Source organism: Citricoccus sp. K5, from assembly GCF_902506195.1.
In the GTDB taxonomy this organism is placed as follows: domain Bacteria; phylum Actinomycetota; class Actinomycetes; order Actinomycetales; family Micrococcaceae; genus Citricoccus.
The window spans coordinates 2,227,921-2,254,597 of sequence record NZ_LR732817.1; the positions used below are offsets into that span (position 1 = coordinate 2,227,921).

At 62.4% G+C, this 26,677-nt stretch carries 22 protein-coding genes and 1 pseudogene; 10 read left to right on the forward strand and 13 right to left on the reverse strand.

Going from position 1 to position 26,677, the window contains the following annotated elements; translation table 11 throughout:
• Positions 1-57: 57 nt before the first annotated feature.
• The 3 genes from BOSE125_RS09915 to BOSE125_RS09925 form a co-directional block, all read right to left on the reverse strand.
• The gene (locus tag BOSE125_RS09915; protein ID WP_159555017.1) at positions 58-699 is read right to left on the reverse strand and encodes a tRNA (adenosine(37)-N6)-threonylcarbamoyltransferase complex ATPase subunit type 1 TsaE; all 642 of its coding nucleotides are present in this window, start codon (positions 697-699) and stop codon (positions 58-60) included.
• 53 nt (positions 700-752) lie between these two features.
• Positions 753-2,027, reverse strand: coding sequence for an alanine racemase (gene alr, locus BOSE125_RS09920; RefSeq protein ID WP_159552180.1), 1,275 nt, complete (start codon positions 2,025-2,027; stop codon positions 753-755).
• 78 nt (positions 2,028-2,105) lie between these two features.
• Positions 2,106-2,246, reverse strand: coding sequence for a hypothetical protein (locus BOSE125_RS09925; RefSeq protein ID WP_159552182.1), 141 nt, complete (start codon positions 2,244-2,246; stop codon positions 2,106-2,108).
• A gap of 289 nt (positions 2,247-2,535) precedes the next feature.
• Between BOSE125_RS09925 and BOSE125_RS09930 the strand changes: the two are divergent.
• Positions 2,536-2,676: pseudogene (locus BOSE125_RS09930) on the forward strand (sugar phosphate nucleotidyltransferase); the annotation flags it as partial.
• A 367-nt stretch (positions 2,677-3,043) separates the two neighbouring features.
• Positions 3,044-4,165 carry a hypothetical protein gene (locus tag BOSE125_RS09935; protein WP_159552184.1) on the forward strand — a complete coding sequence of 374 codons (1,122 nt, stop codon included), beginning with the start codon at positions 3,044-3,046 and terminating at the stop codon, positions 4,163-4,165.
• A 282-nt stretch (positions 4,166-4,447) separates the two neighbouring features.
• Here the strand turns inward: BOSE125_RS09935 and BOSE125_RS09940 are convergent, their stop codons facing one another.
• Entirely contained in the window at positions 4,448-4,798 is a 351-nt protein-coding gene (locus tag BOSE125_RS09940; protein WP_159552186.1) for a holo-ACP synthase, read from the reverse strand.
• Positions 4,799-5,216: 418 nt separating this feature from the next.
• Here BOSE125_RS09940 and BOSE125_RS09945 point away from each other — a divergent pair, with 418 nt between their 5' ends.
• Positions 5,217-6,617 carry a sugar transferase gene (locus BOSE125_RS09945; protein WP_236557913.1) on the forward strand — a complete coding sequence of 467 codons (1,401 nt, stop codon included), beginning with the start codon at positions 5,217-5,219 and terminating at the stop codon, positions 6,615-6,617.
• Positions 6,618-6,630: 13 nt separating this feature from the next.
• Here BOSE125_RS09945 and BOSE125_RS09950 read toward each other — a convergent pair whose 3' ends face one another.
• The 4 genes from BOSE125_RS09950 to rfbB all read right to left on the reverse strand — a co-directional run bounded on the left by BOSE125_RS09950 (position 6,631) and on the right by rfbB (position 11,908).
• The gene (locus BOSE125_RS09950; protein ID WP_159552190.1) at positions 6,631-7,206 is read right to left on the reverse strand and encodes a hypothetical protein; all 576 of its coding nucleotides are present in this window, start codon (positions 7,204-7,206) and stop codon (positions 6,631-6,633) included.
• A gap of 83 nt (positions 7,207-7,289) precedes the next feature.
• Complete coding sequence (gene glgX, locus BOSE125_RS09955) at positions 7,290-9,416, reverse strand: glycogen debranching protein GlgX (RefSeq protein ID WP_159552192.1); 2,127 nt, start codon at positions 9,414-9,416, stop codon at positions 7,290-7,292.
• Positions 9,417-9,491: 75 nt separating this feature from the next.
• Positions 9,492-10,901: a dTDP-4-dehydrorhamnose reductase gene (gene rfbD / locus BOSE125_RS09960; protein ID WP_159552194.1), complete on the reverse strand. Its 1,410-nt coding sequence runs from the start codon at positions 10,899-10,901 to the stop codon at positions 9,492-9,494.
• 8 nt (positions 10,902-10,909) lie between these two features.
• The gene (gene rfbB / locus BOSE125_RS09965; protein WP_159552196.1) at positions 10,910-11,908 is read right to left on the reverse strand and encodes a dTDP-glucose 4,6-dehydratase; all 999 of its coding nucleotides are present in this window, start codon (positions 11,906-11,908) and stop codon (positions 10,910-10,912) included.
• Positions 11,909-12,081: 173 nt separating this feature from the next.
• On the opposite strand from rfbB, the gene BOSE125_RS09970 reads away from it, so the two are divergent.
• The 3 genes from BOSE125_RS09970 to BOSE125_RS09980 all read left to right on the forward strand — a co-directional run.
• Positions 12,082-12,323 (forward strand): sugar phosphate nucleotidyltransferase (locus BOSE125_RS09970; RefSeq protein ID WP_236557914.1); only part of this gene is annotated, 242 nt, incomplete at its 3' end.
• Between the two features lie 102 nt (positions 12,324-12,425).
• Positions 12,426-13,148, forward strand: coding sequence for an IS21-like element helper ATPase IstB (gene istB / locus BOSE125_RS09975; RefSeq protein ID WP_305764257.1), 723 nt, complete (start codon positions 12,426-12,428; stop codon positions 13,146-13,148).
• Positions 13,149-13,485: 337 nt separating this feature from the next.
• Positions 13,486-14,904: an NF041680 family putative transposase gene (locus tag BOSE125_RS09980; protein WP_159552198.1), complete on the forward strand. Its 1,419-nt coding sequence runs from the start codon at positions 13,486-13,488 to the stop codon at positions 14,902-14,904.
• 142 nt (positions 14,905-15,046) lie between these two features.
• Here BOSE125_RS09980 and BOSE125_RS09985 read toward each other — a convergent pair whose 3' ends face one another.
• From BOSE125_RS09985 to glmS, 3 genes are all read right to left on the reverse strand, one after another.
• Entirely contained in the window at positions 15,047-15,958 is a 912-nt protein-coding gene (locus BOSE125_RS09985) for a glycosyltransferase (protein WP_159552200.1), read from the reverse strand.
• Between the two features lie 396 nt (positions 15,959-16,354).
• On the reverse strand, positions 16,355-17,452 hold the full coding sequence (locus BOSE125_RS09990; RefSeq protein WP_159552202.1) for a hypothetical protein: 1,098 nt from the start codon (positions 17,450-17,452) through the stop codon (positions 16,355-16,357).
• Positions 17,453-18,668: 1,216 nt separating this feature from the next.
• Positions 18,669-20,540 carry a glutamine--fructose-6-phosphate transaminase (isomerizing) gene (gene glmS, locus BOSE125_RS09995; RefSeq protein WP_159552204.1) on the reverse strand — a complete coding sequence of 624 codons (1,872 nt, stop codon included), beginning with the start codon at positions 20,538-20,540 and terminating at the stop codon, positions 18,669-18,671.
• A gap of 237 nt (positions 20,541-20,777) precedes the next feature.
• Between glmS and BOSE125_RS10000 the strand changes: the two genes are divergently transcribed.
• The 3 genes from BOSE125_RS10000 to BOSE125_RS10010 all read left to right on the forward strand — a co-directional run bounded on the left by BOSE125_RS10000 (position 20,778) and on the right by BOSE125_RS10010 (position 24,310).
• Positions 20,778-21,899 (forward strand): glycosyltransferase, encoded by a 1,122-nt coding sequence (locus BOSE125_RS10000; protein ID WP_159552206.1) that lies wholly within the window; start codon positions 20,778-20,780, stop codon positions 21,897-21,899.
• 93 nt (positions 21,900-21,992) lie between these two features.
• Positions 21,993-23,258, forward strand: a complete 1,266-nt coding sequence (locus BOSE125_RS10005; protein WP_159552208.1) for a zinc-dependent alcohol dehydrogenase — start codon at positions 21,993-21,995, stop codon at positions 23,256-23,258.
• Positions 23,258-24,310 carry an NAD-dependent epimerase/dehydratase family protein gene (locus BOSE125_RS10010; RefSeq protein WP_159552210.1) on the forward strand — a complete coding sequence of 351 codons (1,053 nt, stop codon included), beginning with the start codon at positions 23,258-23,260 and terminating at the stop codon, positions 24,308-24,310. Before BOSE125_RS10005 ends, BOSE125_RS10010 begins: the two co-directional genes overlap by 1 nt.
• A 20-nt stretch (positions 24,311-24,330) precedes the next feature.
• On the opposite strand, the gene BOSE125_RS10015 is transcribed toward BOSE125_RS10010, so the two are convergent.
• Both BOSE125_RS10015 and BOSE125_RS10020 read right to left on the reverse strand, forming a co-directional pair.
• Positions 24,331-25,581: a nucleotide sugar dehydrogenase gene (locus BOSE125_RS10015; protein WP_159552212.1), complete on the reverse strand. Its 1,251-nt coding sequence runs from the start codon at positions 25,579-25,581 to the stop codon at positions 24,331-24,333.
• A gap of 132 nt (positions 25,582-25,713) precedes the next feature.
• Entirely contained in the window at positions 25,714-26,154 is a 441-nt protein-coding gene (locus tag BOSE125_RS10020; protein WP_159552214.1) for a hypothetical protein, read from the reverse strand.
• Positions 26,155-26,353: 199 nt separating this feature from the next.
• Between BOSE125_RS10020 and BOSE125_RS10025 the strand changes: the two genes are divergently transcribed.
• Positions 26,354-26,647 carry a cytoplasmic protein gene (locus BOSE125_RS10025; RefSeq protein WP_159552216.1) on the forward strand — a complete coding sequence of 98 codons (294 nt, stop codon included), beginning with the start codon at positions 26,354-26,356 and terminating at the stop codon, positions 26,645-26,647.
• Positions 26,648-26,677: the final 30 nt, after the last annotated feature.

Here is a 26,677-nt window from a genome sequence, read left to right on the forward strand (position 1 = left end):
CCCGTTTTCCGGAGAGTTCCTTCCGGAAAACGGGGCACTGTCGACCTCCAGGTGCAGTCAGAAGGGCGACGGCGGTGAGCAGGATGGCTCAGCGGGCAATTCCACTTCGGCCCAGCGGGGCCCATATCCCAGCACGACGGCGGTGCGCGTCTCGTCTGCGCCGGTGCCGTCCTCGTCGGAGAAGTCGGTGATGATGGTTCCGGCCTCAGCGTCAGCCCGCGTGCCGGCGTCGCCCGGCTCGCCGCTGCCGGTGGCTCGGATCAGCTCGATGTCCAGCCAGGAGGCGTCCGGATCGTCAGGCCAGCCGGCCAACGACTCGGCCAGTCCCCGCCCCCACTCGACCACGGTCACGGAGCGGTCCACGGTGGCATCCAGGTCCAGGTCAGACAGCTCTCCGACCGAGCCCAGCCGGTACGCGTCCACGTGCACCAAGTCCGGTCCCCCACGGTCAGAACCCCCCGACCCATCCGAACCACCAGTACCATCCGATCGCTCCACCAACGAGGGGTGGATCCGGGAGATCACGAAGGTCGGCGAGATGATGCCTTCCCGCACGCCGAGTCCGGCGCCGAGGCCCTGCGTGAAGGTCGTCTTGCCCGCGCCGAGCTCACCGGTCAGGATCAGCACGTCCCCGGCGCGCAGCACGGATGCCAGGCGCGCGGCCCACGCCTGTGTCGCCTCAGCCCCCTCCAGATCCACTTCGATCCGCAGCACCGACTCGGGCAGTCGCGAGGCCGCCCCGGTCAGGTCCTTCACCGGCTCTCCCCCGTCGGGGCACCCACGTCTTCGCCGGGCCGGGTGTCCACGTGGATCCGCGGCACACGGGAACCGATCCGCGTCACGAGCTCGTAGTTGATGGTGCCGGCGGCAGCGGCCCACTCATCGGCCGAGATCCCGGAAGCCGGTCCGAACAGCTCCACGGTGGCGCCCACCGGGGCCACCGTGGTGTCGTCGGTCTTCAGGTCCACCACGAACTGATCCATGGCGATCCGCCCGGCCACCTCATACCGCTGACCACCGATGGCCACGGGTGCCGCGATCGTCGGGCGCGGGATGCCGTCCGCGTAGCCGAGCGGGATGAGCGCCAGGCGCGTGGCCGCCGAGGTGCGATAACGGTAGCCGTAGGAGATCCCCTGGCCGGCGGGCACCGCCTTGTTCTGCGCCACCGTGGTGGTGACGGTCATGGCGGGGATCAGGTCGAAGTCCGCGGCGGGGCGGTCCGCGAAGGGAGTGAGCCCGTAGATGCCGAGGCCGGCGCGGACGAGGTCCAGGTGGGAGTCGGGCCGGTGCAGGATCCCCGGGGTGTTGGCGATGTGCCGCACATCCGGGTCTACCCCGGCCTCACGCGCGGTCTCGACGGCCTGGTGGAACAGTTCGAGCTGCTCGTCGGTCTCGGCCTCGCGGTCCTCCTCATCGGCCACGGCCAGGTGAGAGAAGATGCCGACCACGCGGATCAGGCCGGATTCCTGCAACTCGGCGGCGCGGGCCACCACGGCCGGCCAGTCCTCGATGGTGGCCCCGTTGCGGCCCAGCCCCGTATCGATCTTCAGGTGCACGCGGGCCGGACGCTCCAGGCGCTGGGCGGCCTCGGCAATGGGCTCGAGTTCCCAGCCGGAGACTCCGAGGTCGATGTTCTCCTCCACAGCCCGGCCGAAGGGGGTGCCGGTGGTGTGCAGCCAGGCGAGCATGGGCGCGGAGACGCCGGCCTCCCGCAGTTCGAGGGCTTCGGAGACGTGGGCCAGCCCGAGCCACGTCGCTCCGGCGTCCAGGGCGGCGCGGGCCACGGGCAACGCGCCGTGGCCGTAGGCATCCGCCTTGACCACGGCCATCAGCGCGGCCGGCTGAACCCAGGAACGCAGCGTGGCCACGTTGTGCCGGATGGCAGCCAGGTCCACGACGGCCGCGCGCTCGGCCGGCCCGTTGCGCTTCAGTGGTCCCGTGGTGCTGGAGGTGCCGGTGGGCCCGGATCCGGCGCGGGGGCGGTCCCGGAAGGGAGGGCGTTGCTCGGGCAGATAGTCAGTCGACATAGTGCCTGCCATTCTTCCACCCGTCACAGGCACCGAACGGCTCATCTGCGCGACACGGTCCCTCCAGGCACCTGACCCCTACCCCAAAATAAGGAGCATGGCGAAGAAGACCATCATGGCCACCAGGATCAACACCGCGGGGACTATCGTGCTCGTGCTGATGCGGCGCCGATTCCGGACGTACTCGGTGCGGTAGCGGGTGGAGGGTTGGGTGGTCATGGGTGCCCCTATGAGTCGATGCTTGAAACACCCTTGGAAGAGGGCGCCGTGAGACGGACGGAAAAGAGGGTGGGAAATGCCAGCGGCGGAGGATCACTCGCTGGGCGAATGAACTGTTGAAGCTTCATTCCTGGCAGGACTTTATTTTTCATCCTCACGAGCGTCAATGCCATTCAATACCAACAGGCAGGTCGAGAGCAGCGCACCACCGTGCCCCCGGTGAAACCGCGTAGAAGACGAGTACTGGCCCGCCTTATCCCGTCAACAGCCTCCCCCTAGGTTCGAGACCATGAAGGGCATCATCCTGGCCGGGGGCACCGGCTCCCGGCTGCACCCGATCACCCTGGGTGTGAGCAAACAACTGGTCCCGGTCTATGACAAACCGATGATCTACTACCCGCTGTCCACCCTCATCCTGGCCGGCATCCAGGGACCACCTTCAGCGGCTTGTCGGTCGAGGACCATCCGGACCGCTCGATCGCGGAACTCAGGGGTGAACTTCTTGGGCATGTACCGATTCTCCTTCGTGAGACTCGGAACCAAACCCAGGGCGCTTCACTCACAGGAGAAGTAGGCCTCCATCGGCGGCCACGATCATCTGGAGGGGTGCGATTGAAACAAAGATGGAACCCGCGACAGTGGCGATCAACCCGCTGTCGGCATTCGAGTGCAATTACGCGATTCCGATGGCTTAGTACACGCAACGGCAGGTACCGACTCGTGTTCCTGATGGCAAGACCCAGATCTAGGGTCTTGGGAACGGAGGGGGATCCACCCCAAGCAAGGCGGTAGCGAACATGTCTGAAGGTTATTTCAGCACACCGACCCGTCGAGCCACCCTGGCAGCAGCAGCAGCTGGCGTCGTGGCGTCGGCAGGCCTCAACGTCGAACAGGCCCCAGCCGAGGTAAGTGACGCGCAGATCGCGGCGAAGATCAAGGACGAAAGCACCCAGACACGTGCCGCCCTTGACAATGTGGTGGTCCAACCGCGCACATTTGCGAACGAGCAGTCCTTCTCTGCGGGCGTCAATCTGATAGGCCAGGCATCACAGTTCAGAATCAATGGACACGGGTTCACGCAGCCGTATGACACGGACGTGTGGGTGGCGGGCAAGCAACGCTTGAACCCCAAGAAAGAGTCTCAGGCCATGTACCTGCAGCACCGCTTGAAGGGAGACATGGGCCAACTCGTCCACGTCGGCGGAGCCTCCGAATTGCGACTAGAAGCGATTCAGAACGCCACATTTCTCAATGCCTTCGAGGCCACCACGGCGGTCTCGGGCACGGCCGGCAATAGCCAGATTTCAGACGCCCGCTCCATCACTGCGAACCTGCATTGGCAAGGCACTCCAACCGGTATTCTGACGAACTTCTCGCTGATTCGGGCTCAAACCGTGGCCGCACCGCCCCGCGGGTTCACTGTGAACCGAGTCTACGGACTCCACATCGAGCCACAGACCGTGGGAACTCATGAGAACTGGAGTGTGTATGCGCCGCTGGGGGCGTCCCTGTTTGGGGATGTCCAAGTGACGAATGATGCCACCGTTGGCGCGGGATCCGGCCACCGGACGTTGCGTATCAACGGAGCAGAAGGCGCTCTGTCGGTACTATCATTCCAGGCTGGCGGAACCGATCGCTGGCTCCTGCGCCGCGACAGTGCCACAGAGCATGGGGGCAATGCTGGCTCTGATCTCGTGCTGATCGCCCGCGACGATCGCGGCGGTAACCTCGGTGATGTGATTCGGTTTCACCGCTCCTCGCGTGGCATTCAACTAGGCACAGGACCTCTCGGATTCTTCGGCGCTACTCCCACTGGTAAACCAACAATTCGCGGTTCGCGTTCCGATGGAACAGCGCTGGCCAATCTACTCACCGCACTGGAAAAAATGGGGCTCATCAAAGATGACACCACGGCCTGACGTGCCGACCACGTTCTAACCAACCGCGCCAGACGGGATAGACGATGTCCAAGGCCCCGCCACCGTGCGGGGCCTTCGTCGTGTCCAGCCTTACCTAAATGCCGGATTAGCCCAGTTCCATCATAGCCAAAACACCACATGGCGCCATCTGCGCTAAGCGAACTGCACTCGTAACCAGAGAGGGCCTTAGGCCTTACTGCTGTAAACCATGGGCCACGCTTAACCCATCCATTCTGCTCGGCATTGGTCTGCTCAAGAATCTAAGGCAGGCTCTTCGCGACCTCAGCCTTCGGCGACGACCATTGCGGTGGCCACGTCTCCGTCGTGGCTGAGGGACAGATGCCACTTCTTGACGCCCTTGGCATCGGCCACGTCGGCTACGGTACCGATGGCCACGACGTGGGGGGCACCGGCGGCGTCAATGTCGATCTGGCAGTGCTGCCAGTTCATGCCGGCCGGAGCACCGAGGGCCTTGGCCACGGCCTCCTTGGCCGCGAAGCGGGCGGCGAGGGACCGGGTGTTGAGTTCACGCTCAGCTGGCGTGAAGAGGCGGTCCCGCAGGGCCGGTGCCTTGGCCAATTGCTGCTTGAAACGGGTTACCAGGACGACGTCCACGCCAATGCCGATGATCATGCGGATCATCCTATCGGGAGGTCAGTAACGCTCCAGCCCTTAGAGGCAGTATTCGAGGCTTGACAAGGCCAGTTGAAGAACCTGTATTACTTCTTCGTCTGACTTGCTTGCTGGTTGTCGCTCCTTTCCCCGATGATTCGGGCTGCAACAGCCCGGCATTGAGATGAACAGAAACGGCTAAGACATCAATGTCCGTTACAGTTAAACCGTCGCTGCAATGGCCGTACGAGGGCTCACGCCTAAAAGTCGCAGAGCCTGTTGTCATCGTGGATCATATCGCGGACCTGAACCAAAATGGGCCGCACCGGGGAGCAAACTGGAGGTTCTGCACGTCATGCCTGCGGCAGTACTCGAACACACGGAATCCGGTAGAGCAGTTGCACGCAACAGGCCGTGGACCATCAGAGTCGTTTCGAGGATGGGCGTTGTAGACGCAGTCGCGATCACGGCGTCGGTGGCCTGTGCGCAAACGCTTCGTTTCGGCCTCTCAGCGGGCGCGGAAATCCAGGGCGCTTGGGATGCGTCCTACGTTTCCTTCAGCATCTTTGTGGGCATCGCCTGGTGGATGTTCTTGAGCTTTTTCAAGTCTCGAGATCTGAAGATCCTCGGTGCAGGCCCAGACGAATACAAGCGAGTGGCCATGGCGTCCCTCTATCTATTTGGGCTGATCGCCATCATCTCGTACGTCTTCCAACTTGATCTGGCGCGTGGCTACGTGGGCATTGCCCTCCCGCTTGGAATTGTGGCACTCCTTATCGGGCGGTGGGTCCTGCGACGGCAACTTGTCCGCGAGCGTACTTCTGGTCGTTCGATACGGCGCGTGGTCCTCCTAGGCGGACCCAGCGCCGTCCAGCACCTTCATAGATCCTTATCCGGCGTTCCCGGCGCGGGGTACAAACCAGTCGCCTCCATCCTGCCGGGCTATAGTCTCACCGGTCCCGAGGGCGAGGAAGGCCTCTCACTCCCGGTCGCCAGTGTTTCGCAGTCAATCCCCGAGATCCTTCGAGTTCTGGAGGACTACGATGCCGACGCGTTGGCGATCTCCGCCGGTGCGCCGCTCAAGACGAGAACCGTGCGTCAACTGGGATGGGAGCTCGCCGAGCGCCGCATCAGCCAGATCATGGCGCCAGCGCTTACGGACATCGCGGGACCGCGCATCCATGCCCAGCCCGTAGCCGGTTTGTCCCTAATTCATGTGTCGACTCCGCGGCTTGCCGGTCCTGAAGCCTTCCTCAAGCGATCCTTTGATATTCTCGCTTCCGGTGTCGGCCTTCTCTTGATGTCGCCCTTCCTCCTTGCCTTCGCACTCGCCGTTAAAATCGACGATCCTGGACCGGCTTTCTTCCACCAGGAACGCGTTGGCAAGAACGGCGAACGGTTCCACATGCACAAGTTCCGCTCCATGGTGGTGGATGCCGAGGCGCGACTCGCCAAGCTCCAAGAGCAGAATGAGGGCGCCGGCGTACTTTTCAAGATGAAAGATGACCCGCGGATCACCAAGTTCGGAGCCTTCATTCGCCGCTACTCCATCGACGAACTGCCTCAACTTTGGAACGTCTTTGTAGGAGATATGTCCTTGGTGGGCCCTCGCCCTCCACTTCCCGCTGAAGTCGAGGATTACGAACAGCATGTATCCCGGCGCTTGCTCGTCAAACCTGGAATTACCGGACTGTGGCAGGTCAGCGGTCGGTCCGACCTGAGCTGGGACGAATCCGTGCGGCTGGACTTGTACTACGTCGAGAACTGGTCCTTCCTCCAGGACCTGCTGATCCTCGGCCGAACCGCCAAAGCCGTCATCGGTAAGGATGGCGCGTACTAGCGAGCTCGATATTTCAGGGGTTCGGACGCGTTAGATCCTTGACCCACTCGACCGACCGCTCAATGGGTCGGGGAAATTCTGTGGTGCAACCCGGAGTCAAGGACGTTTTCCCAAAGGCCGCAACGCCGTAGACCACTTGGTAGGCACGCTCGTGGAGACTGAAGTCCCGATGAAACTCGTAGAGGCGCAGATCTGAATCCCAGCAGCGGGAGACGACCATTCGCGCACGCTCCAGGTGGTTATCAAAGGTCAACAGGCCCAGTGTTTCCACGCCGCGATCTCGAGCCAGTTCCGAGCCCATGATGGCCTCGCCTTGGGTCGTGACGGGCTCGGGGCTGAAACAAACAACTTCTACCTCAGTATCTGTCCGAGACCCGCCGCAGAGCCGGTCGTCGGCACCGTAAGGTTGAGAGACGATGAGCAAATCTGTCACACCCTCGTTGGCCATCTCCACCGCTCGGTCATAGACAGCATCCTCGGTGTACAGCACCAACAAGGCATCCACCCGCGGCGCCGGGTTGGTGCGAGGAAACAGGACCAACCATGTCGCCAACAGCAAGTACAGTCCGACGACGGCCCCAACGGCCATCAGACCAACCTTCAGCCCCCTACGGCGACTTTGCGAACCCCGGTAGGCCTCAACGGCCGGCGCGACCCTCGTCCGCGTTCCGGTCACCGCTGGGCAGACCGCAGGATCACAATGCCCCGGCCGGGCACGGAGATCCTGTCCCCGGCGGAGAACTCGGTGGTGTCCGGGGTGGCGTCGGCGGTGTCCACCACCAGATCCCAGGAATCCGGGAACGGCTCACCAGGCAGGGTGTACTCCACCGGCTCCCAATACGCGTTGAGCAGCACGTAGAAGTCGTGGTCACCCCCGGTCCCGTCATCGGTACCCCGCTCGGTCTCCGTCAGGTCATGGCCGTTGAGGAAGAAGGCGATCGACTTGGCGTAGTAGGTCTCCCAGTCGGACTCGTCCTTGGCCGTGGCATCCGGCTCGAGCCACACGATGTCCGGCAACGCCATCGCATCGGCGCGTGCGGCGGGTCGGCCGTCGAAGTACCGCCGGCGCCGGAACACGGGGTGATCCTGCCGGAGTGCCACCACCCGCGAGGTGAACTCGATGAGGTCCTCGTCAGCCTCGTCCCAGTGGATCCAGGAGAGCTCATTGTCCTGGGCGTAGACGTTGTTGTTGCCCTGCTGCGTTCGCCCCAGCTCGTCGCCGTGGCTGATCATCGGCACGCCCTGGCTGATCATCAGCGTCGCCAGGTAGTTCCGCTGCTGCTGGGCACGGAGCTTGAGGACCTCGGCGTCCTCGGTGTCCCCCTCCACGCCGCAGTTCCACGAGCTGTTGTGGGATTCGCCGTCGTTGTTGTCCTCGCCGTTGGCTTCGTTGTGCTTCTCGTTGTACGAGACGAGGTCGCGTAGCGTAAAGCCGTCGTGGGCGGTCACGAAGTTCACGGAGGCCCGCGGGGTGCGCCCGTCGTCCTCGTAGAGGTCGGCTGAACCGGTGATGCGGGTGGCGAACTCCGCCAGCGTTCCGGGCTCGCCGCGCCAGAAGTCCCGCACGGAGTCCCGGTACTTCCCGTTCCACTCACTCCACAACCCCGGGAAGTTGCCCACTTGGTAGCCGGCCCAACCCACGTCCCAGGGCTCAGCGATGAGCTTGACGGTACGCAGCACGGGGTCCTGGCGGACCACGTCAAAGAACCCACCCAGCATGTCCGGGCCCCGCTCGCCCTCCGAACGCGTCAGCGTGGTGGCCAGGTCGAACCGGAAGCCGTCCACGTGCATCTCCTGCACCCAGTAGCGCAGCGAGTCCATGACCAGCTGCAGCACCATGGGGTGGGAGAGGTTCAGCGAGTTCCCGGTCCCGGTGTAGTCCATGTAGTGGCGCTCGTCGCCCTCCACCAGGTGGTAGTAGTTCACGTTGTCGATGCCGCGGAAGGACAGAGTGGGCCCCATGTGGTTGCCCTCCGCGGTGTGGTTGTAGACCACGTCCAGGATCACCTCTAGCCCGGCGGCGTGCAGGTCCTTGACCATCTGTTTGAACTCGCGCACCTGCCCTCCGGTGTCCCCGGCCGAGGAGTACGTGTTCTGCGGGGCGAAGTAGCCCAGGGTGTTGTACCCCCAGTAGTTGGAGAGCCCCTTGTCCTGCAGGGAGGAGTCATTGGTGAACTGGTGCACTGGCATCAGTTCCACGGCCGTCACGCCCAGCTTCCTGAGGTGCTCCAGCACTGCGGGGTGGGCCAATCCGGCGTAAGTCCCCCGCGCTTCCTCGGGGACCTCCGGGTGCAACTTGGTCATGCCCTTGACGTGGGTCTCGTAGATGACGGTCTCGTTGAAGGGGATGTCCGGCTGCTCGTCCTCGCCCCAGTCGAAGGAATCGTCCACCACCACGCCCAGCATGGTGTGACCCAGCGAGTCCGAGGTGTCGATCGCGTCGTGGTCCTCGAAGTCGTAGGAGAACTGGTACTGGCCCCAGTTGAAGTCACCCGTAATCGCTTTGGCGTACGGGTCCAGCAAGATCTTCGCAGCGTTGTACCGCAGTCCGGACGCCGGGTCCCAGGGGCCGTGCACGCGGTAGGCGTACTTCTGCCCATCGCCTACACCGGCCACGTACGCATGCCAGGTGTTCCCAGAGCGCTCTGTCAGCTCCACGCAGGTCTCGGCGCCGTCAGCGTCCACGAGGCACAACTCCACCTTCTCGGCGGCTTCGCCGACGGAAAGCGCGAAATTCGCCCCGTCCTCGTCCGGTGTGGCGCCCAGGGGGTAGGGCACGCCGGCAGTGGTCTCGACCATGTGTCTCCTCGGATGGAAGCGGATTCCGAAGAACAGTCTATGGTGATGGAGCCCAGATGCCGGTGTGATCCGAGTCTACGCCTGTGAGGCCGCGAGGTACTCCTCGAGGGCCTCCCACTGGTCCCGCGGCGTGAATCCGGAGGCCTCGAGCTTGGACAGGTCCAGCACCGAGTTCAGCGGCCGCCGCGCCACGGACTTCCCAGCAAAGTACTGTTCCGTGGTCACCTCGGTGACGTCCAGCGAAGGGCGGCCAGCGTGCGTGTAGACGCGCCGGGCGACCTCCGCCCAACTCCCCGGCTCCCCGCCGTTCGTCACGTTGTACGTCCCATAGGGAGCGTTGCCGTTGCGGAGGTGAATGATGGCCTCGGCCAGGTCCCGGGTGAAGGTCAATCGGCCGACCTGGTCGGAGACCACGGACGGGGCGCTCCCGCGCTCCGCCAGTGACTGCATGGTGCGCACGAAGTTCTTCCCGTCCCCTATCACCCACGAGGTCCGCAGCAGGTAATGGCGCGGCACCACGCCGACGGCCAGGTCCCCCGCCGCCTTCGAGGTCCCGTAGGCGTTGACCGGTCGCAGCGGGTCGGACTCGGTGTAGGCGCCATCCTTGGTGCCGTCGAACACGTAATCCGTGGAGATGTGGATGAGCGTCACCTGGTGCTGCGCGCAGGCCTGGGCTAGCCGCGCCACGCCCTCGGCGTTGGCCGCCCATGCGGCCTGGCCCCCGCCCTCGGCCTCGTCCACCGCGGTATAGGCGGCGGCATTCACCACGGTGCCCACGCGGCGCCAGTCGATGCTCCCGACGGCGGCCGGGTCGGCCAGGTCGAACCGGTCCCGTCCCAGAAACTCCACGCCGGGACGGTCAGCCAGCTGGCGGACCAGCTCCCGGCCGAGCTGGCCGGTGGCCCCCAGCACCAGCGTGGTCGACGGAGCCATGGGCACCACCTCGGCCAGGGGCGGGTGGGCGCGGTCCTTGTCCGAGAGTTCGGCCTCGTCCAAGGTGATGGGCCAGTCGATGGCCGCCGTGGGGTCGGCGAGGTTGAGGAAGGTGTACTGCGCCTGGGCCTCGGCGGACCAGTGGTCGTTGACCAAGTAGGTGTAAGCAGTGTTGTCCTCGAGGGACTGGAAGGCGTTGCCGACCCCCCGGGGCACGAAGATCGCCGTGGACGGGTCGATCACGGCGGTGAACACCCGGCCGAAGGTGCTGCCCTGGCGCAGGTCCACCCAAGCGCCGAAGACGGATCCTGTGGCCACGGAGATGTACTTGTCCCAGGGTTCGGCGTGTATGCCCCGAGTGGTGCCTCGGCTGGCGTTAAAGGAGATGTTGTTCTGTACCGGCCCAAAGTCCGGCAGGCCGAGCTCGGTCATCTTCTGCCGCTGCCAGTTCTCCTTGAACCAGCCGCGGTTGTCCCCGTGCACGGACAGGTCGAAAATGGTGAGCCCGGGGATGGTGGTTGTCTGCGCGTTGAGGAGTTTCCCGTAGTTCATGCTCCTGCTCACTGCCCGGTCGTCTGGTACTTTGCTTCGGTGGCCGCCTTTTGAGGCCTCCACCACGCTTCGTTTTCGCGGTACCACTTCACCGTGGCCTCTAGACCCGCTCGGAAGTCCGAATACTGCGGAGTCCAGCCCAGCGCGGTGCGCAGCTTGGTGGAGTCGATCGCATAGCGCAAGTCATGTCCGGAGCGGTCGATCACATGGTCGTAGGCCCCGGTAGGTTCGCCCATGATCTCGAGGATGGATTCAATCACGGCCTTGTTGTTTTGCTCGCCATCTGCCCCAATGAGGTACGTCTCCCCCACGGCGCCCCGCTCGAGGATCGTCAGGACGGCCGAAGAATGATCGTTGGCGTGGATCCAGTCACGGACGTTGAGCCCTTCCCCGTACAACCGGGGACGGACGCCATCGATCACGTTGGTGATCTGGCGCGGGATGAACTTCTCCACGTGCTGATAGGGGCCGTAGTTGTTGGAGCAATTAGAGATGGTGGCCCGCAGCCCGAATGAGCGCACCCAGGCCCGCACGAGCAGGTCGGAGCCGGCCTTGGTGGAGGAGTACGGGCTGGACGGGTTGTAGGGAGTGGTCTCGGTGAACCGCTCCGGGGCGTCCAGCTCCAGGTCCCCGTAGACCTCGTCCGTGGAGATGTGGTGAAACCGAACGTCGTGTCGGCGGGCGGCCTCGATGAGGGTGTAGGTGCCAAGGATGTTGGTGTCCACGAAGGGCCGCGGGTCGTGGAGCGAGTTGTCATTGTGGGATTCGGCTGCGTAGTGCACCACCACGTCCGCGTCTCGCACCAACCCGTCCACCAGGGTTGCGTCTGCGATGTCCCCCTGCACGAAGGACAGGCGGTCCTCCGGCAGACTTGCCAAGGTGGCCCGATTACCGGCGTAAGTCAGCTTGTCCAGCACCGTGACGTTTAGATCTGTTTCGCGAATGACGTAATGGACAAAGTTGGATCCGATGAATCCGGCACCGCCGGTGACGAGAAGGTTGCTCACTTCTCAACCATAACTGGATAACACCCTTGCATCTGCAGCGAGTCACGGATCAACTGCCGCAACCCGCCTGCATCCGACGAATTCGGATCCAGTAAGGCGCTAAAGTCGTTATGTAAAACCGGTGGCACGCTCGCTGCCTGGCAGATTCAGCGTAAGCGCGAACGGAGTTGTCGATGAAGGGCATCATTCTGGCCGGGGGCACCGGCTCCCGGCTGCACCCGATCACCCTGGGTGTGAGCAAACAACTGGTCCCGGTCTATGACAAACCGATGATCTACTACCCGCTGTCCACCCTCATCCTGGCCGGCATCCAGGACATCCTGATCATCACCACCGGCCACGACGCCGGCGCCTTCCACCGCCTGCTCGGCGACGGTTCCCGCTTCGGCATCAACCTCACCTACACCGTCCAGCCNCCGGCGGAAGGAGCCTAAGCAGGTGGCTCCGAACGACAATAACGGTGGCTCCGAAGACAGCAAATGCGTCAACCGGCCACCGGCTCCCAACCCCAATACGAGTGGACCTCAGTACTCCGAATATTCAGGCCGTGGCCCCGGAGGTATTGGCCACCGCCAAGGCCCAGCGGTGGGACCCCACCGAGGTGCTGCGCGTGCTGCTCACCGAAGAGATTCGAGGCCGGGACGAGGCCACCCGGGCCGCTCGTCGCAAAGCCGCCGGGCTACCTGCCGGCAAGACCTTCGACTCCTGGCGCGAGGCCGATTCCTCGATCCCCGCCCCCACCCAGTCCGCCCTGGCCACCCTGGAATGGATCCACCGCGGCGAGAACCTGACCATCACCGGGCCCTCCGGCACCGGCAAGACCCACTTCGTCGAGGCCCTGGCCCACCGGGTCATCGACGCCGGCATGCGCGTCTCCTGGTTCACCCTGGAATCCCTCACCACCGCGATCAACCGGGCCGCCGTCGACGGCTCCACCAGCAAGGTCCTGGCCAGGATCACCCGCGCCGAACTCGTCGTCGTGGATGACATCGGCATGCTGCCTACCGGGCAGGCCGCAGCTGAGGCGTTCTACCGACTCGTGGATGCCACCTACGAACGCCGCAGCCTTGCGGTGACTTCCAATATCCACCCCTCTGGCTTTGACTCCTTCATGCCGACCACCCTGGCCACCGCGGCCGTGGACCGGCTCCTGCACCACGCTCATGTCATCGTCACCGAGGGCGCCTCGCTACGCCACGCCGAGGCCACCACAGGGCGCGGAGTCAAACCCCTGATCTAAACCGACAGGGAGATCAACTGACCGCAGACAGGGAGATAACGTGTCCGCCGACAGGGAGATCCAATGTCCGCCCACGGGGAGGTCCCGGTGTCCCTTGACAGCCATCATCGTGCTACGTCGGCTGCTCAAGAATCATGGACCGGTTCCGGTGGGACGACCGCGCTGCCAAGCAGTACCAGTGGCAATGAGCCCCTAACCACGCAATCTCTAAGCTTGTTGTTTAACCTGTGACTCGCCGGTTGTTGACTTCCTCGGCGTGTCGATGGGCGCAGTGCAGCCGCCGTCTTTGATGCTTCTGGTTACCAGACCAAGAGGCGATCGAAACGGCGGCTGCGTCATGATTATCGACGACCTGACACTTTCTCCGCTACCCCGGGACGGGGCGGGGTGTCTGGACCGGTTCCGCACCGGCCTGTACTCGTGCCTGTGCCGTCGAGGGGATGCGCTGTTCGAGCTGACCGACGCGGTGTCGTGCGCACCGTCGAAGGTCACCGATCTGGCCCGGCTCTCCCTGGAGGCAGAACACCGGCGGGGCCACGGTGCCCTGTATGACGGGCTCAACGCCGGGATGGTCGATTCCGGCCGGCTGCGCTCCCTGGTCTGTGCCGGGCCGCTGCCGAAGGTCATCGGCCCCGATGGGCGGGAGCGAATGGTGCTGGCCGTGGACGTGTCGAACTGGCTGCGGCCCGATGCGGGCACCAGCCCGGCCCGGTCGTTCTGCCACACCTACGCCCGCGGCCGCGGGCAGGCGCAGATGATCCCGGGCTGGCCCTACTCCTTCGTCGCCGCCCTCGAAGCCGGAGCCTCGTCCTGGACGGCCGTGCTGGACGCGGCCCGCCTGCATCCCGACGACGACGCGACAGCCGTGACGGCCGCCCAACTTCGCACCGTCGTCGACGAACTCACGAAGTCCGGGCACTACCGGTTCGGGGACCCGAACATCCTGGTGGTCATGGATGCCGGCTACGACGTGGTCCGCCTGGCCTTCCTCCTCGGGGACCTGCCGGTCACGCTGGTCGGCAGGCTCCGCTCGGACCGGGTGTTCCACGCCCCGGCCGGGGCACGCCAGGGCCCCACGAAGGGCCGGGCGCCCAGGCACGGAGCCAGACTGGTGCTGGCCGATACGGTCACCCACCCCGGTCCCACGGTCGCCACCGACAACAACACTGCCAGGTACGGGCGTGCCGAGACGACTGCGTTCGCACGGATGCACCCCAGGCTCGAGTCCCGAGGCGGATGGAAAGACCATGTCGGGCCGCTGCCCATCATCGCCGGCACCGTCGTGGGCCTGCGAGTGGAGCGCCTGCCCGGTAATCGTGATCCGAAACCGGTGTGGCTGTGGGTGTCGAAGCCGGTCCCGGACAGCGGTGCCGAACTCGATCACTGGTGGTCGATGTTCATCCGCCGATTCGACCTGGAGCACACCTTCCGCTTCCTCAAGCAGTCCCTGGGCTGGGCACGGCCCCATCTCCGTGACCCGGAAGCGGCCGACCGGTGGACCTGGCTCATCGTGGCCGCCCACACCCAGCTCAGACTCGCCAGGCCACTGGTCGCCGACCACCGGCTGCCCTGGCAGAGACCACTGGCCCCGACGCGGCTCACGCCCGCACGGGTGCGGGCAGGCTATCGCCACATCCACCGGACCCTGGCCCGTCCCGCCAGTCCGCCGAAACGCTCACGCCCCGGCCCGGGACGGCCAAAGGACCGCAGAAACCGCAAGAAAGCACCGATCCAGCCGGTCGGAAAGTCACATTAGGGGTTAAACAACAAGCTAAGGCCAATCTCCAAGTCGACCGTACCTGTCGCCCTAGCATGTTGGTGGCGGGCCTTCAGCTACGCCACCATGCTCACCATCACCGCCTCATCCACCCGTTACGGCCAGAAACATCCAAGACCCTTCAACTTGACAACATCAGATCCAGAATAGTGATCGCCTTCTGCTTCCATGTCAGGTCTGCAGGGATCATCATGGGCTCCCTTGCGATACGGTCGCAATTCTCAGATAGCGACCTAAATGACTCCACCTGGTCCGCCGACGAGATCACACGGACGCCCTTCATAGGGCGTTCAACCGTTCCAATGATCGGGGTGGTCACCACCGGCAGTCCGCTTGCGCGGTATTCATAGATTTTGATGGCGTCGCCTCCCACTTGGCCATGGTCCACGTCGTGAGGAACCCAACCGATGTCGAACGACGTGAGTAGTTGCGGAATGGAGCTATATGGAACGTCACCGAGCAGTTCGACATTGTCTCGAGCTGCTACGCCTTCTATGTAACCCTTTTCCAAAACCGGACCAGCGAATACAAACTTCCAATCAGGGAAGGCAGCAACTACGGCTTCGATAAGTTGAGCATCGAGTCGACGGCCCATTTTCCCAATGTAACCAACGGTGATCGGTCCATTGGCAGTTGACTCTACGGAGAATCTCTCCGGGTCGCAGCCGTTAGGAATAAGTACTGCGTCCGTCCTACCAAACCGACGGGCGAGGTCCAACGTACCTTCGGAATTTGCCGACACGCTACTCGCTACTTCGAATAGGCGCCCGTAGGACCTTAAAATTTCTGGTCGAATCGACCGAAATGCAGCGTGGACCAACCAGTCGTCCAGCAGGTCGAAGTGCAAATTGGCGTTCATACGATGAATGTCAGACCGAAGCCCAAGCATCGGATTCCATACGACAGTTGGGGTATCTGTCGCCACCGGATCGAAGAGCTTGACTGAGTCAACCCACCACTTCTTCTTGTCACGCATCGGCGGGATTCGCAGCACAGACTTGGAAACGTCCACAGTGCCAGCCAGCGTGCCCATGCGGCGACTCCGAGATTTTGCCAATGTCAACTCGCGAAGCGGCCATGGGTCCGGACGTGAATAGACGTCTATGGTTGTGCTCGGACGCAACTTAGTGAACCACTCCACCAGATGAGCGTCTCTGGTTCGATATCCTTCGGTCAGCCATTTGTGGTATCCATGCATGGGATAAGCGGCGATTTGGTCTAGGTACACGGGGTTGACACCATCTTCATTCTATGAATTCGAGCCAGTTTTTCTTCGAATCAAACTTCATGTCTACATTCTCGCCCATCACACGCGACGGCAAACAAACCAACCAAGTACCTCAGGATCTCGCTGACCGCCCGTCATATAGGTGCATCTCTCTACGAACGCGGCAGACGACTGGGTTTAACGATGAGCCAACTGCGGGAATCAACTTCCGTACCCTGCCGCCAGCCTCTTAGTCTCGTAGCGACACCAAAGAAACCAGAGCAAGTAGCAGAGGGCACTACCAAGTGCACCCGCGAAGTATCCAATCTCAGGAGCTAAGCCCGCAACAAGGACGCCATTGACTGCCGCAATGCTCAACGCGAGTATGGATGTCAACGTTAGACGGTCCCTGCTCAAAAGTTCTAGATAACTTGGCGTCGCCCAAGTCATGCACATAAGGCCCAGGGCGATCATGCAAATAGCGCCGACATCTAAAGAGTATCTGCCAGCGGAAATCACATTTGCAAAGAGGAGCGCCAGTGGTACCGAACAAACGGCCATGACAAATGTAGCAACATAGAACTTAAAGCCAAGTCGAGTCCCCTTACCGCCGAGCGCGTCACCGAGCTTGCCGGTGATAACGATATTGGACAGACTTCTGAAGCCCTTATCGAGCAATCCATATACGAGCGCATAGCCGGCGGCAGCGACCGGCTCGATAGCCTGCTCGAAAAAGATCTTGTCGAATCCTGCAATAAACCAGAGGCAGAAATTGATTATCCCGACCTGAACACCGTAGGAGGATGAGACCCGACTCCTTACAATCCGCACGTTCCTGACACGCAGAACAAAAACGAAACAGTTTCCAATGAACACAGCAAAAAGAGCGGTCGTCAAGTCAACGTCCACAGCCATTGATGCAGTCAGTACTAAAGCCACGGGAATACCCAGGCGAACTACGAGGCAGGCGAAGTAGAGCCAGAGTCTTTTCTGCCCCAGAAGAGCGGATAGCACTACTTCTAAAGCAATAAATCCTACCATATTCAGGCCGCCCAGTATAGAAATAACAATTGGATGTCCAGCTAATATGGAATAGAAGCAGACGCCCAGAGAAGCGGTAAATATAGTGATTAGGTCGCTAATCTTTAGCGATATACGATTAGAACCACGAGCCACATCTCGCGCGACACTAGTGCCGAGCCCCGTCCCGACGATGGCATTCCCGATGGCCCAGACTGCTGCAAATGCAGAGTAGGCCGCATATCCGGAAGCAGGAAGGAGCCTTGTAAGGGCGGCAATCAGCGCTAACGAAAGCAGCAAGCTCATAGCCTGCGACAAAACAGCCGGATGCAATACCCGCTGGAAGAGGTGAGGAGAAATCACGACCCAATGACACTTCGTACCAGGGCCGAAAACTTCTCCGCAACACGCGGAGTACTCAGGCTTTGATCGAATAGTTCTAGCGCTCGGGCGTTGACCGATGATTTCCTGGCCGTTTCCATCGCGTCCACAAGTTCGACGTCGTTCCCCGTTTCCGAAAGGAAGATGACAGCATCCTGACCAATTTCGGATATGGCCGGGGTTGGACTGGCGAGAATCGGTTTGCCTGCCCTCATAGCGTCAATGAGTTTGGCCGGGAGTTGCACACGGCTTGCGCGGTCGGAAAGGTCCATTGGAAGTAGCGACACTTCAACGCATCCATACGCCTCCATCAAAGGAGTATTAGGTGGAATTTCCCTCCAATTACTGTCGGTATCTCTAGGTTGACCCAGGCCGCATCCCTGGAAAGTGACCATAGTCCAATTCTTGTTCGCCCTCATGAATGAGAGCAACATATCGCCGCCCTTATGGGGTCGTATTGTCCCAAAAAAGCCAAAGCTTCTTACTATAGGCTCTTTCTCATCCGAGATCGTCACACGCGGAGGTCGAGCATGTGGGATTACTTTGAACGGACTCAGATGTGGATAGAGTTCGCAACGTAAAGAATTTGTGGAAAAGGTATATGCGTCGGCAACTTGTGAGATAGAACTTATGCTGCGTTCAATCGACCGGCTACTCCCTCGCCTAAGCGGGTTCAATTTGATTCGATTGATTAAGGTCGCGTTCGCGAACGAATGTGCCAGACCGATGTCATCGTCGTCTATATCCAGAATCACGGATACGTGCGGATAGTGCTTTGAGACATAGTGTGCCACTTCGTCAAGTGGGCGGAGACCCTTGGATATCCAGAGCACAACATGACTATCGTCCAGGGTCTCGCCGATCCATGTGTCTAGCTGAGACCTCCACTCCGTACTCAGCGGCAGCACCGGATGTTGAAACTGGGCAGCTCCACGCCAGAGTGGCAAGTTGCCAAACGCTCCGACCCGAACTTCACCTACCTGTGCCGCAATGTCGGCCATGCAGAGTAGACGTCCAATTGCGTTGCTCTGAAGGTTGTGCCCGATCAGGATAGTGTTCATTCGCTCCACGGACCGGCCTTCCAGGCTTCGAAGCAATCTTCGATAGTAAGTTGCATGATGCTCTACAGCTGTTGCTACTCGACTGTCACAGACTTAGCCAGGTTACGCGGCTGGTCCACGTCGTAGCCTTTGGCCGTAGCCAGTTCACAGGCGAAGATCTGTAGTGGGACAGTAGTCAACAGCGGCATGAGCATGGGCTGGGTCTCCGGGACGTAGAAGACTTGCTCCGCGTAGTCCCTGACAGTCTCATCGCCAGCTTCGGCCACCACGATGGTCTTAGCGCCGCGGGCGCGGACCTCTTGGATGTTGGAGACCACTTTGGCGTGCAGGGAGTGGCGATCCATCGGCGAGGGCACCACCACGAAGACCGGCTGACCTTCATCGATGAGTGCAATCGGGCCGTGCTTGAGCTCGCCAGCAGCGAAGCCCTCAGCATGGATGTAGGCCAACTCCTTGAGCTTCAGGGCACCTTCAAGGGCCACCGGGTAACCGACGTTGCGGCCCAGGAACAGCACAGAGGAAGCCTCAGCCATGGAGCGGGCGAGTTCCTTGATGCTGTCCGCGTTGTTCAGGATCTGCTGGACCTTGGCCGGGATGTCGGCGAGGTCGGACAGGATATCTTTGATCTCTTCGCGGTAGAGCTTCTTGGTCAACTGGGCCAGGTAAAGGCCCAGCAGGTAAGCAGCCGTGATCTGCGCCAGGAAGGCCTTGGTGGAGGCCACGGCGATCTCGGGACCGGCGTGGGTGTACAGCACGGCATCGGATTCACGCGGGATCGTGGAGCCGTTGGTGTTACAGATGGATACCGTGCGGGCGCCCTGCTCCTTCGCATAGCGCACCGCCATCAGGGTGTCCATGGTCTCGCCGGACTGGGAGATGGAGACGATCAGGGTGTTCGCGTCGATAATCGGGTCGCGGTACCGGAATTCATGGGAGAGTTCCACCTCCACGGGGATACGGCACCACCGTTCGATGGCGTACTTGGCGACCATTCCTGCATACGAGGACGTGCCACAGGCCAGGACGATGATCTTCCGGATGGACTTGAGTTCGTCCTCGTCGATGCGGAGTTCGTCGAGGATCAGGTTTCCATCAGCGTCGCTGCGGCCCAACAGTGTGTCAGCCACAGCGGCAGGCTGGTCATGGATCTCCTTCTCCATGAACGAGGCAAAGCCACCCTTCTCGGCAGCCGAGGCATCCCAGTCGACGGTGAATTCTTTGCCTTGGGCCGAATTGCCCACGAAGTCGGTGATCTCGACGGAGTCGGCGGTGATGGTGACCACTTGATCTTGCTCGAGTTCGACCGCGCGGCGGGTGAAGTCGATGAAGCCGGAGACGTCTGAACCGAGGAAGTTCTCTCCCTCTCCCAGGCCGACGACCAACGGAGAATTCTTGCGGGAAGCGACCACGCGATCCGGGTGGTCGGCGTGGATGGCCAGCAGGGTGAAGGCACCCTCGAGGCGCTGGCTGACCAACTGCATGGACTTCGTCAGATCCTGCCCGCCCTCGTGTCGATAAATGTGGCCAAGCAGAGCTGCGGCCACCTCGGTATCGGTCTCCGAACGGAAGGTGACGCCGTTCGCAAGCAGTTCCTTCTTAAGTTCGGCGAAGTTCTCGATGATGCCGTTGTGGATGACGGAAAGCCGGTCGTTGTCGGCCAGATGCGGATGGGCGTTGAGGTCCGTGGGACCGCCGTGGGTGGCCCACCGGGTGTGACCGATACCCACCGAGGCTACTGGCACGGGGCGGGATTCGAGTTCCGACGTGAGGTTGGCCAGCTTCCCGGCCTTCTTGCGGTGCTCCACGGCACCGTCAGTCACGACGGCTATGCCGGCGGAATCATATCCGCGATATTCGAGGCGCTTGAGGCCTTCCATGAGCACGTCCAGGGACGAATGCTGTTCCAACAAAGAGGGCTGGCCAATGTAGCCGACGATTCCGCACATGGGCACTAGGTTATCGCGAAATGGTGACTGCCAATCCGTAGCGATACGTAGCCGTGTTGCTCGGTCCTCGAAACGATCAGCCCGGAAGATCAGCATAGGAGCAACCATTGCCGTCCCCGACATGATCGTGTCAGGGACATTGATAGACACGCCGCTTGGTAATCTTGCCAAGTCTTCAATGCATTTTTCAGTGGCCGCCGCTGAAGGCGAGGCCACACGCTCTCAAAGGATCTTCACTTGAGCAAATCAGTGGCCATCATCGGGACCCGGGGATACCCCAGCTACTACGGCGGTTTCGAAACTGCCGTCCGGAAGCTGGCTCCTTACCTTGCCGAGAATGGCTGGGACGTCACCGTCTACAGTCGTCCTGACGGCGTGAAGCACGACGACCCACAGGTGGACTCGCGAGTGAAGTCTGTCCTAACAAGAGGCATCGAGACCAAACAGTTGAGCACACTTAGCTACGGGCTCACATCAACCTTCCATGCAGCTCTTAAGAAGCCTGATGTTGCACTCATCATGAATGTAGCGAACGGCTATTTTCTTCCACTACTCAAAGCCCGCGGCGTGCCCACGATTCTGAATGTTGATGGCATCGAGTGGGAGAGAGCCAAATGGGGCGAAACCGCCCGCAAATTGTTCCGACAGGGAGCGCGCGCTTCGGCGATCACCGCCAACTACCTCATTGCGGACTCCAAGGAAATCAAAAGGCGCTGGGAGAACAAGACCCATCGAAAGCTGGAGTTCATTCCCTACGGAGGCGATGAGCCGGGAGACCTCCCTATTCCCGCTGAAGGCCAGCCAGGGAAATACGCTCTCCTTGTTGCACGGTTCGTTCCGGAGAACACCATAGGTCCATTCCTCGACGCCGCACGGGCTATTGCCAAAACTCACGATGTGATCCTCGTGGGGTCGGCTGGTTACAGCGACCCAATTGAGGACAAAATTCGACAGCTGGTGGACGATTCACCGCGGGTGACTTGGCTAGGTCACATCAGCAATGATGAACACCTGCACGGGTTGTGGCAGAACGCCGGCGTGTATTTCCACGGTCACAGCGTCGGAGGTACCAATCCCGCCCTGGTCCAAGCAATGGCTTGCTCCACGCCCACGGTTGCTCGCGACACGGTCTACAACCGAGAAGTGTTGAAAGATGCCGCGTTATTCGTATGGCCCAAAGGAAGCGACATCGCCGAGGCCTGTCTCAGAGTGCTCAACGATCCGGAGCTCCGCGAGAAGTTAGGAGCTAAGGCATTCGCCCGGTCCCGGTCTCATTACAGCTGGGAGCAGGTGTGCGCAGACTACGAGGCTCTGCTAGAACATGCCATTGAGTCAGGAAGTAGACACATTACCTTCTAACTCTCGCGAGCTAAACCGGTATTTTCGTCAGTTCGCCGTTCGTCACCGGCCGCCCCTTCACATGCCCCTTGCCTGGCCCATAGCGTGACGACCATGAAGGCACTCACTTGGCAAGGCAAGCGCAACGTCAGCATCGAAAACGTCCCGGACCCAGTGATCCAGGCGCCCACGGACGCGATCATCCGCATCACGTCCTCGGCCATCTGCGGCTCCGACCTGCACCTCTACGAGGTCCTCGGCCCGTTCATGGACAAGAACGACGTCCTCGGCCACGAGCCCATGGGCATCGTCGAGGAGGTCGGCTCGGGGGTGACCAACCTCTCCCCCGGAGACCGCGTGGTCATCCCCTTCAACATCTCCTGCGGGCACTGCTGGATGTGCCAGCGCGGACTGCAGTCCCAGTGCGAGACCAACCAGGTCCGCGAGCAGGACTCGGGCACCACACTCTTCGGTTTCTCGCGACTCTACGGCTCCATCCCCGGTGGCCAGGCCGAGTACCTGCGGGTCCCCAACGCGGACTACGGGCCCATCAAGGTTCCCCACACCGGCCAGGACGAGCAGTGGCTCTACCTCTCCGACATCCTGCCTACCGCCTGGCAGGGCGTGCAGTACGCACAGGTTCCCGAGGGCGGCTCCCTCGCCGTCCTGGGGCTGGGCCCGGTCGGCCAGTTCGCGGCCCGAATCGGCAAGCACCTGGGCTACCGGGTGATCGGCGTGGACCCAGTGGCCGAGCGCCGGGGCATGGCCGAACGTCATGGCATCGAGACCGCGGACCAGGACGAGCACCTGGTCGAGCGCCTGCGCCTGGCCACGGACGGGCGCGGCCCGGACGCGGTGCTGGACGCCGTGGGGATGGAAGCGCACGGATCGCCGATCGCGGGAGTGGCCCATGCCGCCGTCGGGCTTCTACCGGACGCCATCGGCCGGCTGGCCATGAAGACCGCCGGGGCGGACCGGCTCAACGCCCTGCAGACCGCCATCGAGGCCGTACGGCGCGGCGGGACCATCTCCCTGTCCGGCGTCTACGGCGGCATGGCGGACCCGATGCCGATGCTCACGCTCTTCGACAAGCAGATCGCCCTGCACATGGGCCAGTGCAACGTGAAGCACTGGATCGACGACCTCATGCCCCTGGTGGACGACCCCTCCGACCCGCTCGGCACCCTCGACCTGGCCACCCATCAGGTGCCACTGGACCGCGCCCCGGAGATGTACGAGACGTTCCAGAAGAAGGAGGACGGCTGCATCAAGGTGGTCCTCAAGCCCGAGCTCAGCACCAACGCAACAGGTGGCACGGAGGGAACGACCACTAGGTTCCCGGCGGACGCCGGATCCCATGAAGTGGACGGTGAGCGCTGATGCGCGTCGTGGTCCTCGGCGCCACCGGCAACGTGGGCACCGCCCTGCTGCACCGACTCCAGGCCGCGAAGGCTGCCGGTGAGGTGGACTCCATCGTCGGCGTCTCCCGGCGCGGCCCGGACCGTGCCGGCCCACCCTTCGAGGGCGTGGAGTGGCTGAAGATCGACGTCACGGATCCCGACGCCGGCCCGAGGCTGGAGACGGCCATGCGCGGCGCAGACGCGGTGGTCGACCTGGTGTGGGTCATTCGCCCCAACCGGGACCGGAACTTCCTGCGGGCGGTCAATGTGGAGGGCAATCGGACGGTGTTCCAGGCGGTGGCTCATGCCGGCGTGCCGCACCTGGTCTACGCCTCCTCGATCGGCGCCTACGGTAGGGGCTCCAAGACCGTTCCCGTAGACGAGTCCCATCCCACCACCGGCACTCCGACGTCCCACTACGGCGCTCAGAAGGCCGAGGTGGAGTCCCTGCTCGACGTGTTTGAGGCGGAGAACCCTGGCGTGCTGGTCACTCGGCTGCGGCCGGGGCTGATCTTCGGGGCGGTGCCGGCACCGGAGATCAAGGACTACTTCATCGGGGATCTGGTCCCGGCGCGGCTCCTGACGTGGCTGCTGGCTGTGGGTCGGTTGCCGGTGCTGCCGTTCCCGGCTGGCATCCGGTTCCAGGCCGTCGCGGCGGCGGACATGGCGGAGGCCTACTGGCAGGTGGTCCGGCAACGGGCCGGCGGCGCCTTCAACGTGGCCGCCGAGCCCGTGCTGGATGCCCAGACCATGGGCCAGTTGCTCGGCTCACGCCGGTACCTGGAGTTGCCGGTGGGCGTGTTCAAGGCCTTGGCCGCTCTGACGTACGCGGCGCGGCTACAGCCAACGGACCCGGGCTGGGTGGACATGGCCGAGACCGTGCCGATCATGGACACCACCAAACTGCGCGAGGCTACCGGCTGGCGAGAGACGATCAGCTCTCAGCAAGCCCTCCGAGCGCTGCTGGACGGCTTCGACGGTGCCGAGGGTCTCGGCAACGCGGGGCACCGCTCCCACTCGCCGCTGGAGTAAGCCGTCCCGAACACAACGGTTTAGAGCTTGATGCCCTCGCTCTTGCCACGGGTGTCGAAAAAGACCTTGGCGCGGGAATGGATACCCTGGAGATCGTAGGACCGATGAGCTTGGAGCAACACGACCACGTCGGCTTCGTCAAGCGCTACACCTAGATCCGGAACGACAGTGAGGTCCTGGTTCTCCAGCCGCCACGTCGTCACGTGCGGGTCATGGAAACTGACTCGGGCGCCGCGGCCCAATAGGAGTTCCGCCACCGGCACCGCCGGAGATTCGCGCTGGTCGGCAATGTCCGGCTTGTACGTGACGCCGAGCAACAGGATCTTGGATCCCTTGACCGAGCGCTCTTGATCGTTCAGCAAGCGAGCCACGCGATCGACGACGTATTCGGGCATGGAGTTGTTGATTTCCTGCGCGAGTTCGACGAATCGGAATGGGTACCCAAGTTCGCTCTTGACTTGGTACGCCAGGTAGTTCGGATCGATCGGGATGCAGTGTCCGCCCACGCCCGGGCCCGGGGTAAACGGCATGAATCCGAAGGGCTTCGTGCCCGCACCTCGGATAACCTCCCAGATATCAATCCCCATCTCGTGGCAGAACTTCGCCATCTCATTGACGAGAGCAATGTTCACATGCCGGAAAGTGTTCTCGAGGAGCTTGGCCGTCTCAGCTTCCTTGGGTCCAGAAAGCGGCACCACTTCGTCGACGAAGCTGGAGTAGAAACGGACGGCCGACTGGGTGCAGTGATCGGTGAGACCACCGACCAGTTTGGGCGTGTTCTTGATCCCATAATTCTGGTCGCCTGGGTTGATCCGTTCCGGAGAGAAGGCCATGGCGAAGTCGCTGCCGGCTTTAAGGTCATTCTGAGACTCGACCAATGGGACGACGACGTCTTCAGTGGTTCCCGGATAGGTGGTCGACTCCAGGATGACAGTGGACCCACTCTTCAGGTTCGCGCTGATCGTGGATGATGCCTGTCGTACGGCCGTGAGGTCGGGCCCACCGCTCTCGGCCAGCGGCGTCGGCACGCAGACAACCACGACGTCAGACTCGCTGATGGCTGCCGGATCCGTGGTTGCGCGGTAGCCCTTGTCCAGCATCGAGCGGATATCTTCATCGGAGAGATCATCGACATGCGACGTCCCTGAATTCAGAGCGTCGACCAGCGTCTGAGTCACGTCCAGTCCGTAGACCTGCCACCCGGCGTGTACAGCAGCCTGCGCGAGGGGCAGTCCGACATACCCTTGACCAATAATCGTGACAGTTGACATTGTCTATCCGTTTCTACGTCGCGCGGCACTATGAGACCGACCCACTTGCTCCGCAAACATTACCCGCATTGACCAACTGCAAATTAACCCATTCCCTACGTTTCGCCGGGATGGCGGGATGGGTGGGGCCATTCAACTGACGAGAATCTGCGTCGAGTTCTCCTTGATGGCCGCGTTGGCCCACTTCATTTGCCGCAGCGTGTCTGGGTGGCAGCGTTGAACCACGGCCAACAGGTCCAGGTGCTGGATGCCCTGGGCCGCATGCGCCAGCATCTCCCAGTCAGCGGAGACGCCGCAGGCCTTGGTGTAGATCTCCCGCAGGTCGTGTAGCAGTGCTAGTTCCGGGAAGCCCTTGCGGCCCAGTAGTTCGCTGCCACGCTCCCGCAGGCGCCGGGCAGTCGCCAGCTCGGACTTCGGCTCAGGGTCCAGCTTCTCGCCATAGTCGCAGGCGATCTCGACGATCTTCCGGACGTGCTGCCGGGACGATTCGGCCAGGTTCTGGACCAGGTGGTAGATCGAGTGGTCGGCGAGGGCGGTGTGGTCCTCCGCCGTGCGGAAGCCGACGTCGCCCACCGGGGCGGAGGCCGTCGTCGTGGGTGCGAGCGCCGGGCCGTGGTGACCTCGGTGAGGTCACCCTCGCCGTTCCCCCACGCGGCGTCCCGCGCGCAGAGTTCCACCCAGGCTTCCGGGGCTGCCCGCTGCGGAGTCATTGCCTGCACCTGGTGCCGGGCGTACGGTTCTGCCACCACGTCAGAACCCCACGGGGAGAGCCATGAGCCAGAATCCCACCGAGACCGACGGTGACCTCTACGCCATCATCTTCGAGAACGAGAGAGTGCGGGTTCTCGAGTACCGAGACACCCCGGGAACTCGGACCCACGAACACCACCACGGGGACAGCCTGATGGTCACGCTGAGCGACTTCCGGCGGGAGATCACCGTGGCCGGAACCATTCGTCCCGTGGAGCTCGCGGCGCACCAGTTGCAGTGGCTGCCGGCCCAGAACCACGTGGGCCACAATGTGGGGACCACGGACACGCACGTGCTCTTCGTCGAGCTGAAGTAGCCGCTCCCCGCGCGGTACCTGGCGTCACGC

Excerpts from the sequence above, each read along its gene's own strand:
- alr (WP_159552180.1), bottom strand. The coding sequence starts at position 2,027 with ATGTCGACTGACTATCTGCCCGAGCAACGCCCTCCCTTCCGGGACCGC.
- BOSE125_RS09925 (WP_159552182.1), bottom strand. The coding sequence starts at position 2,246 with ATGACCACCCAACCCTCCACCCGCTACCGCACCGAGTACGTCCGGAAT.
- BOSE125_RS09935 (WP_159552184.1), top strand. The coding sequence starts at position 3,044 with ATGTCTGAAGGTTATTTCAGCACACCGACCCGTCGAGCCACCCTGGCA.
- BOSE125_RS09940 (WP_159552186.1), bottom strand. The coding sequence starts at position 4,798 with ATGATCATCGGCATTGGCGTGGACGTCGTCCTGGTAACCCGTTTCAAG.
- BOSE125_RS09945 (WP_236557913.1), top strand. The coding sequence starts at position 5,217 with ATGGGCGTTGTAGACGCAGTCGCGATCACGGCGTCGGTGGCCTGTGCG.
- BOSE125_RS09950 (WP_159552190.1), bottom strand. The coding sequence starts at position 7,206 with ATGGCCGTTGGGGCCGTCGTCGGACTGTACTTGCTGTTGGCGACATGG.
- glgX (WP_159552192.1), bottom strand. The coding sequence starts at position 9,416 with ATGGTCGAGACCACTGCCGGCGTGCCCTACCCCCTGGGCGCCACACCG.
- rfbD (WP_159552194.1), bottom strand. The coding sequence starts at position 10,901 with ATGAACTACGGGAAACTCCTCAACGCGCAGACAACCACCATCCCCGGG.
- BOSE125_RS09980 (WP_159552198.1), top strand. The coding sequence starts at position 13,486 with ATGATTATCGACGACCTGACACTTTCTCCGCTACCCCGGGACGGGGCG.
- BOSE125_RS09985 (WP_159552200.1), bottom strand. The coding sequence starts at position 15,958 with ATGGGCACGCTGGCTGGCACTGTGGACGTTTCCAAGTCTGTGCTGCGA.
- glmS (WP_159552204.1), bottom strand. The coding sequence starts at position 20,540 with ATGTGCGGAATCGTCGGCTACATTGGCCAGCCCTCTTTGTTGGAACAG.
- BOSE125_RS10005 (WP_159552208.1), top strand. The coding sequence starts at position 21,993 with ATGAAGGCACTCACTTGGCAAGGCAAGCGCAACGTCAGCATCGAAAAC.
- BOSE125_RS10010 (WP_159552210.1), top strand. The coding sequence starts at position 23,258 with ATGCGCGTCGTGGTCCTCGGCGCCACCGGCAACGTGGGCACCGCCCTG.
- BOSE125_RS10015 (WP_159552212.1), bottom strand. The coding sequence starts at position 25,581 with ATGTCAACTGTCACGATTATTGGTCAAGGGTATGTCGGACTGCCCCTC.
- BOSE125_RS10025 (WP_159552216.1), top strand. The coding sequence starts at position 26,354 with ATGAGCCAGAATCCCACCGAGACCGACGGTGACCTCTACGCCATCATC.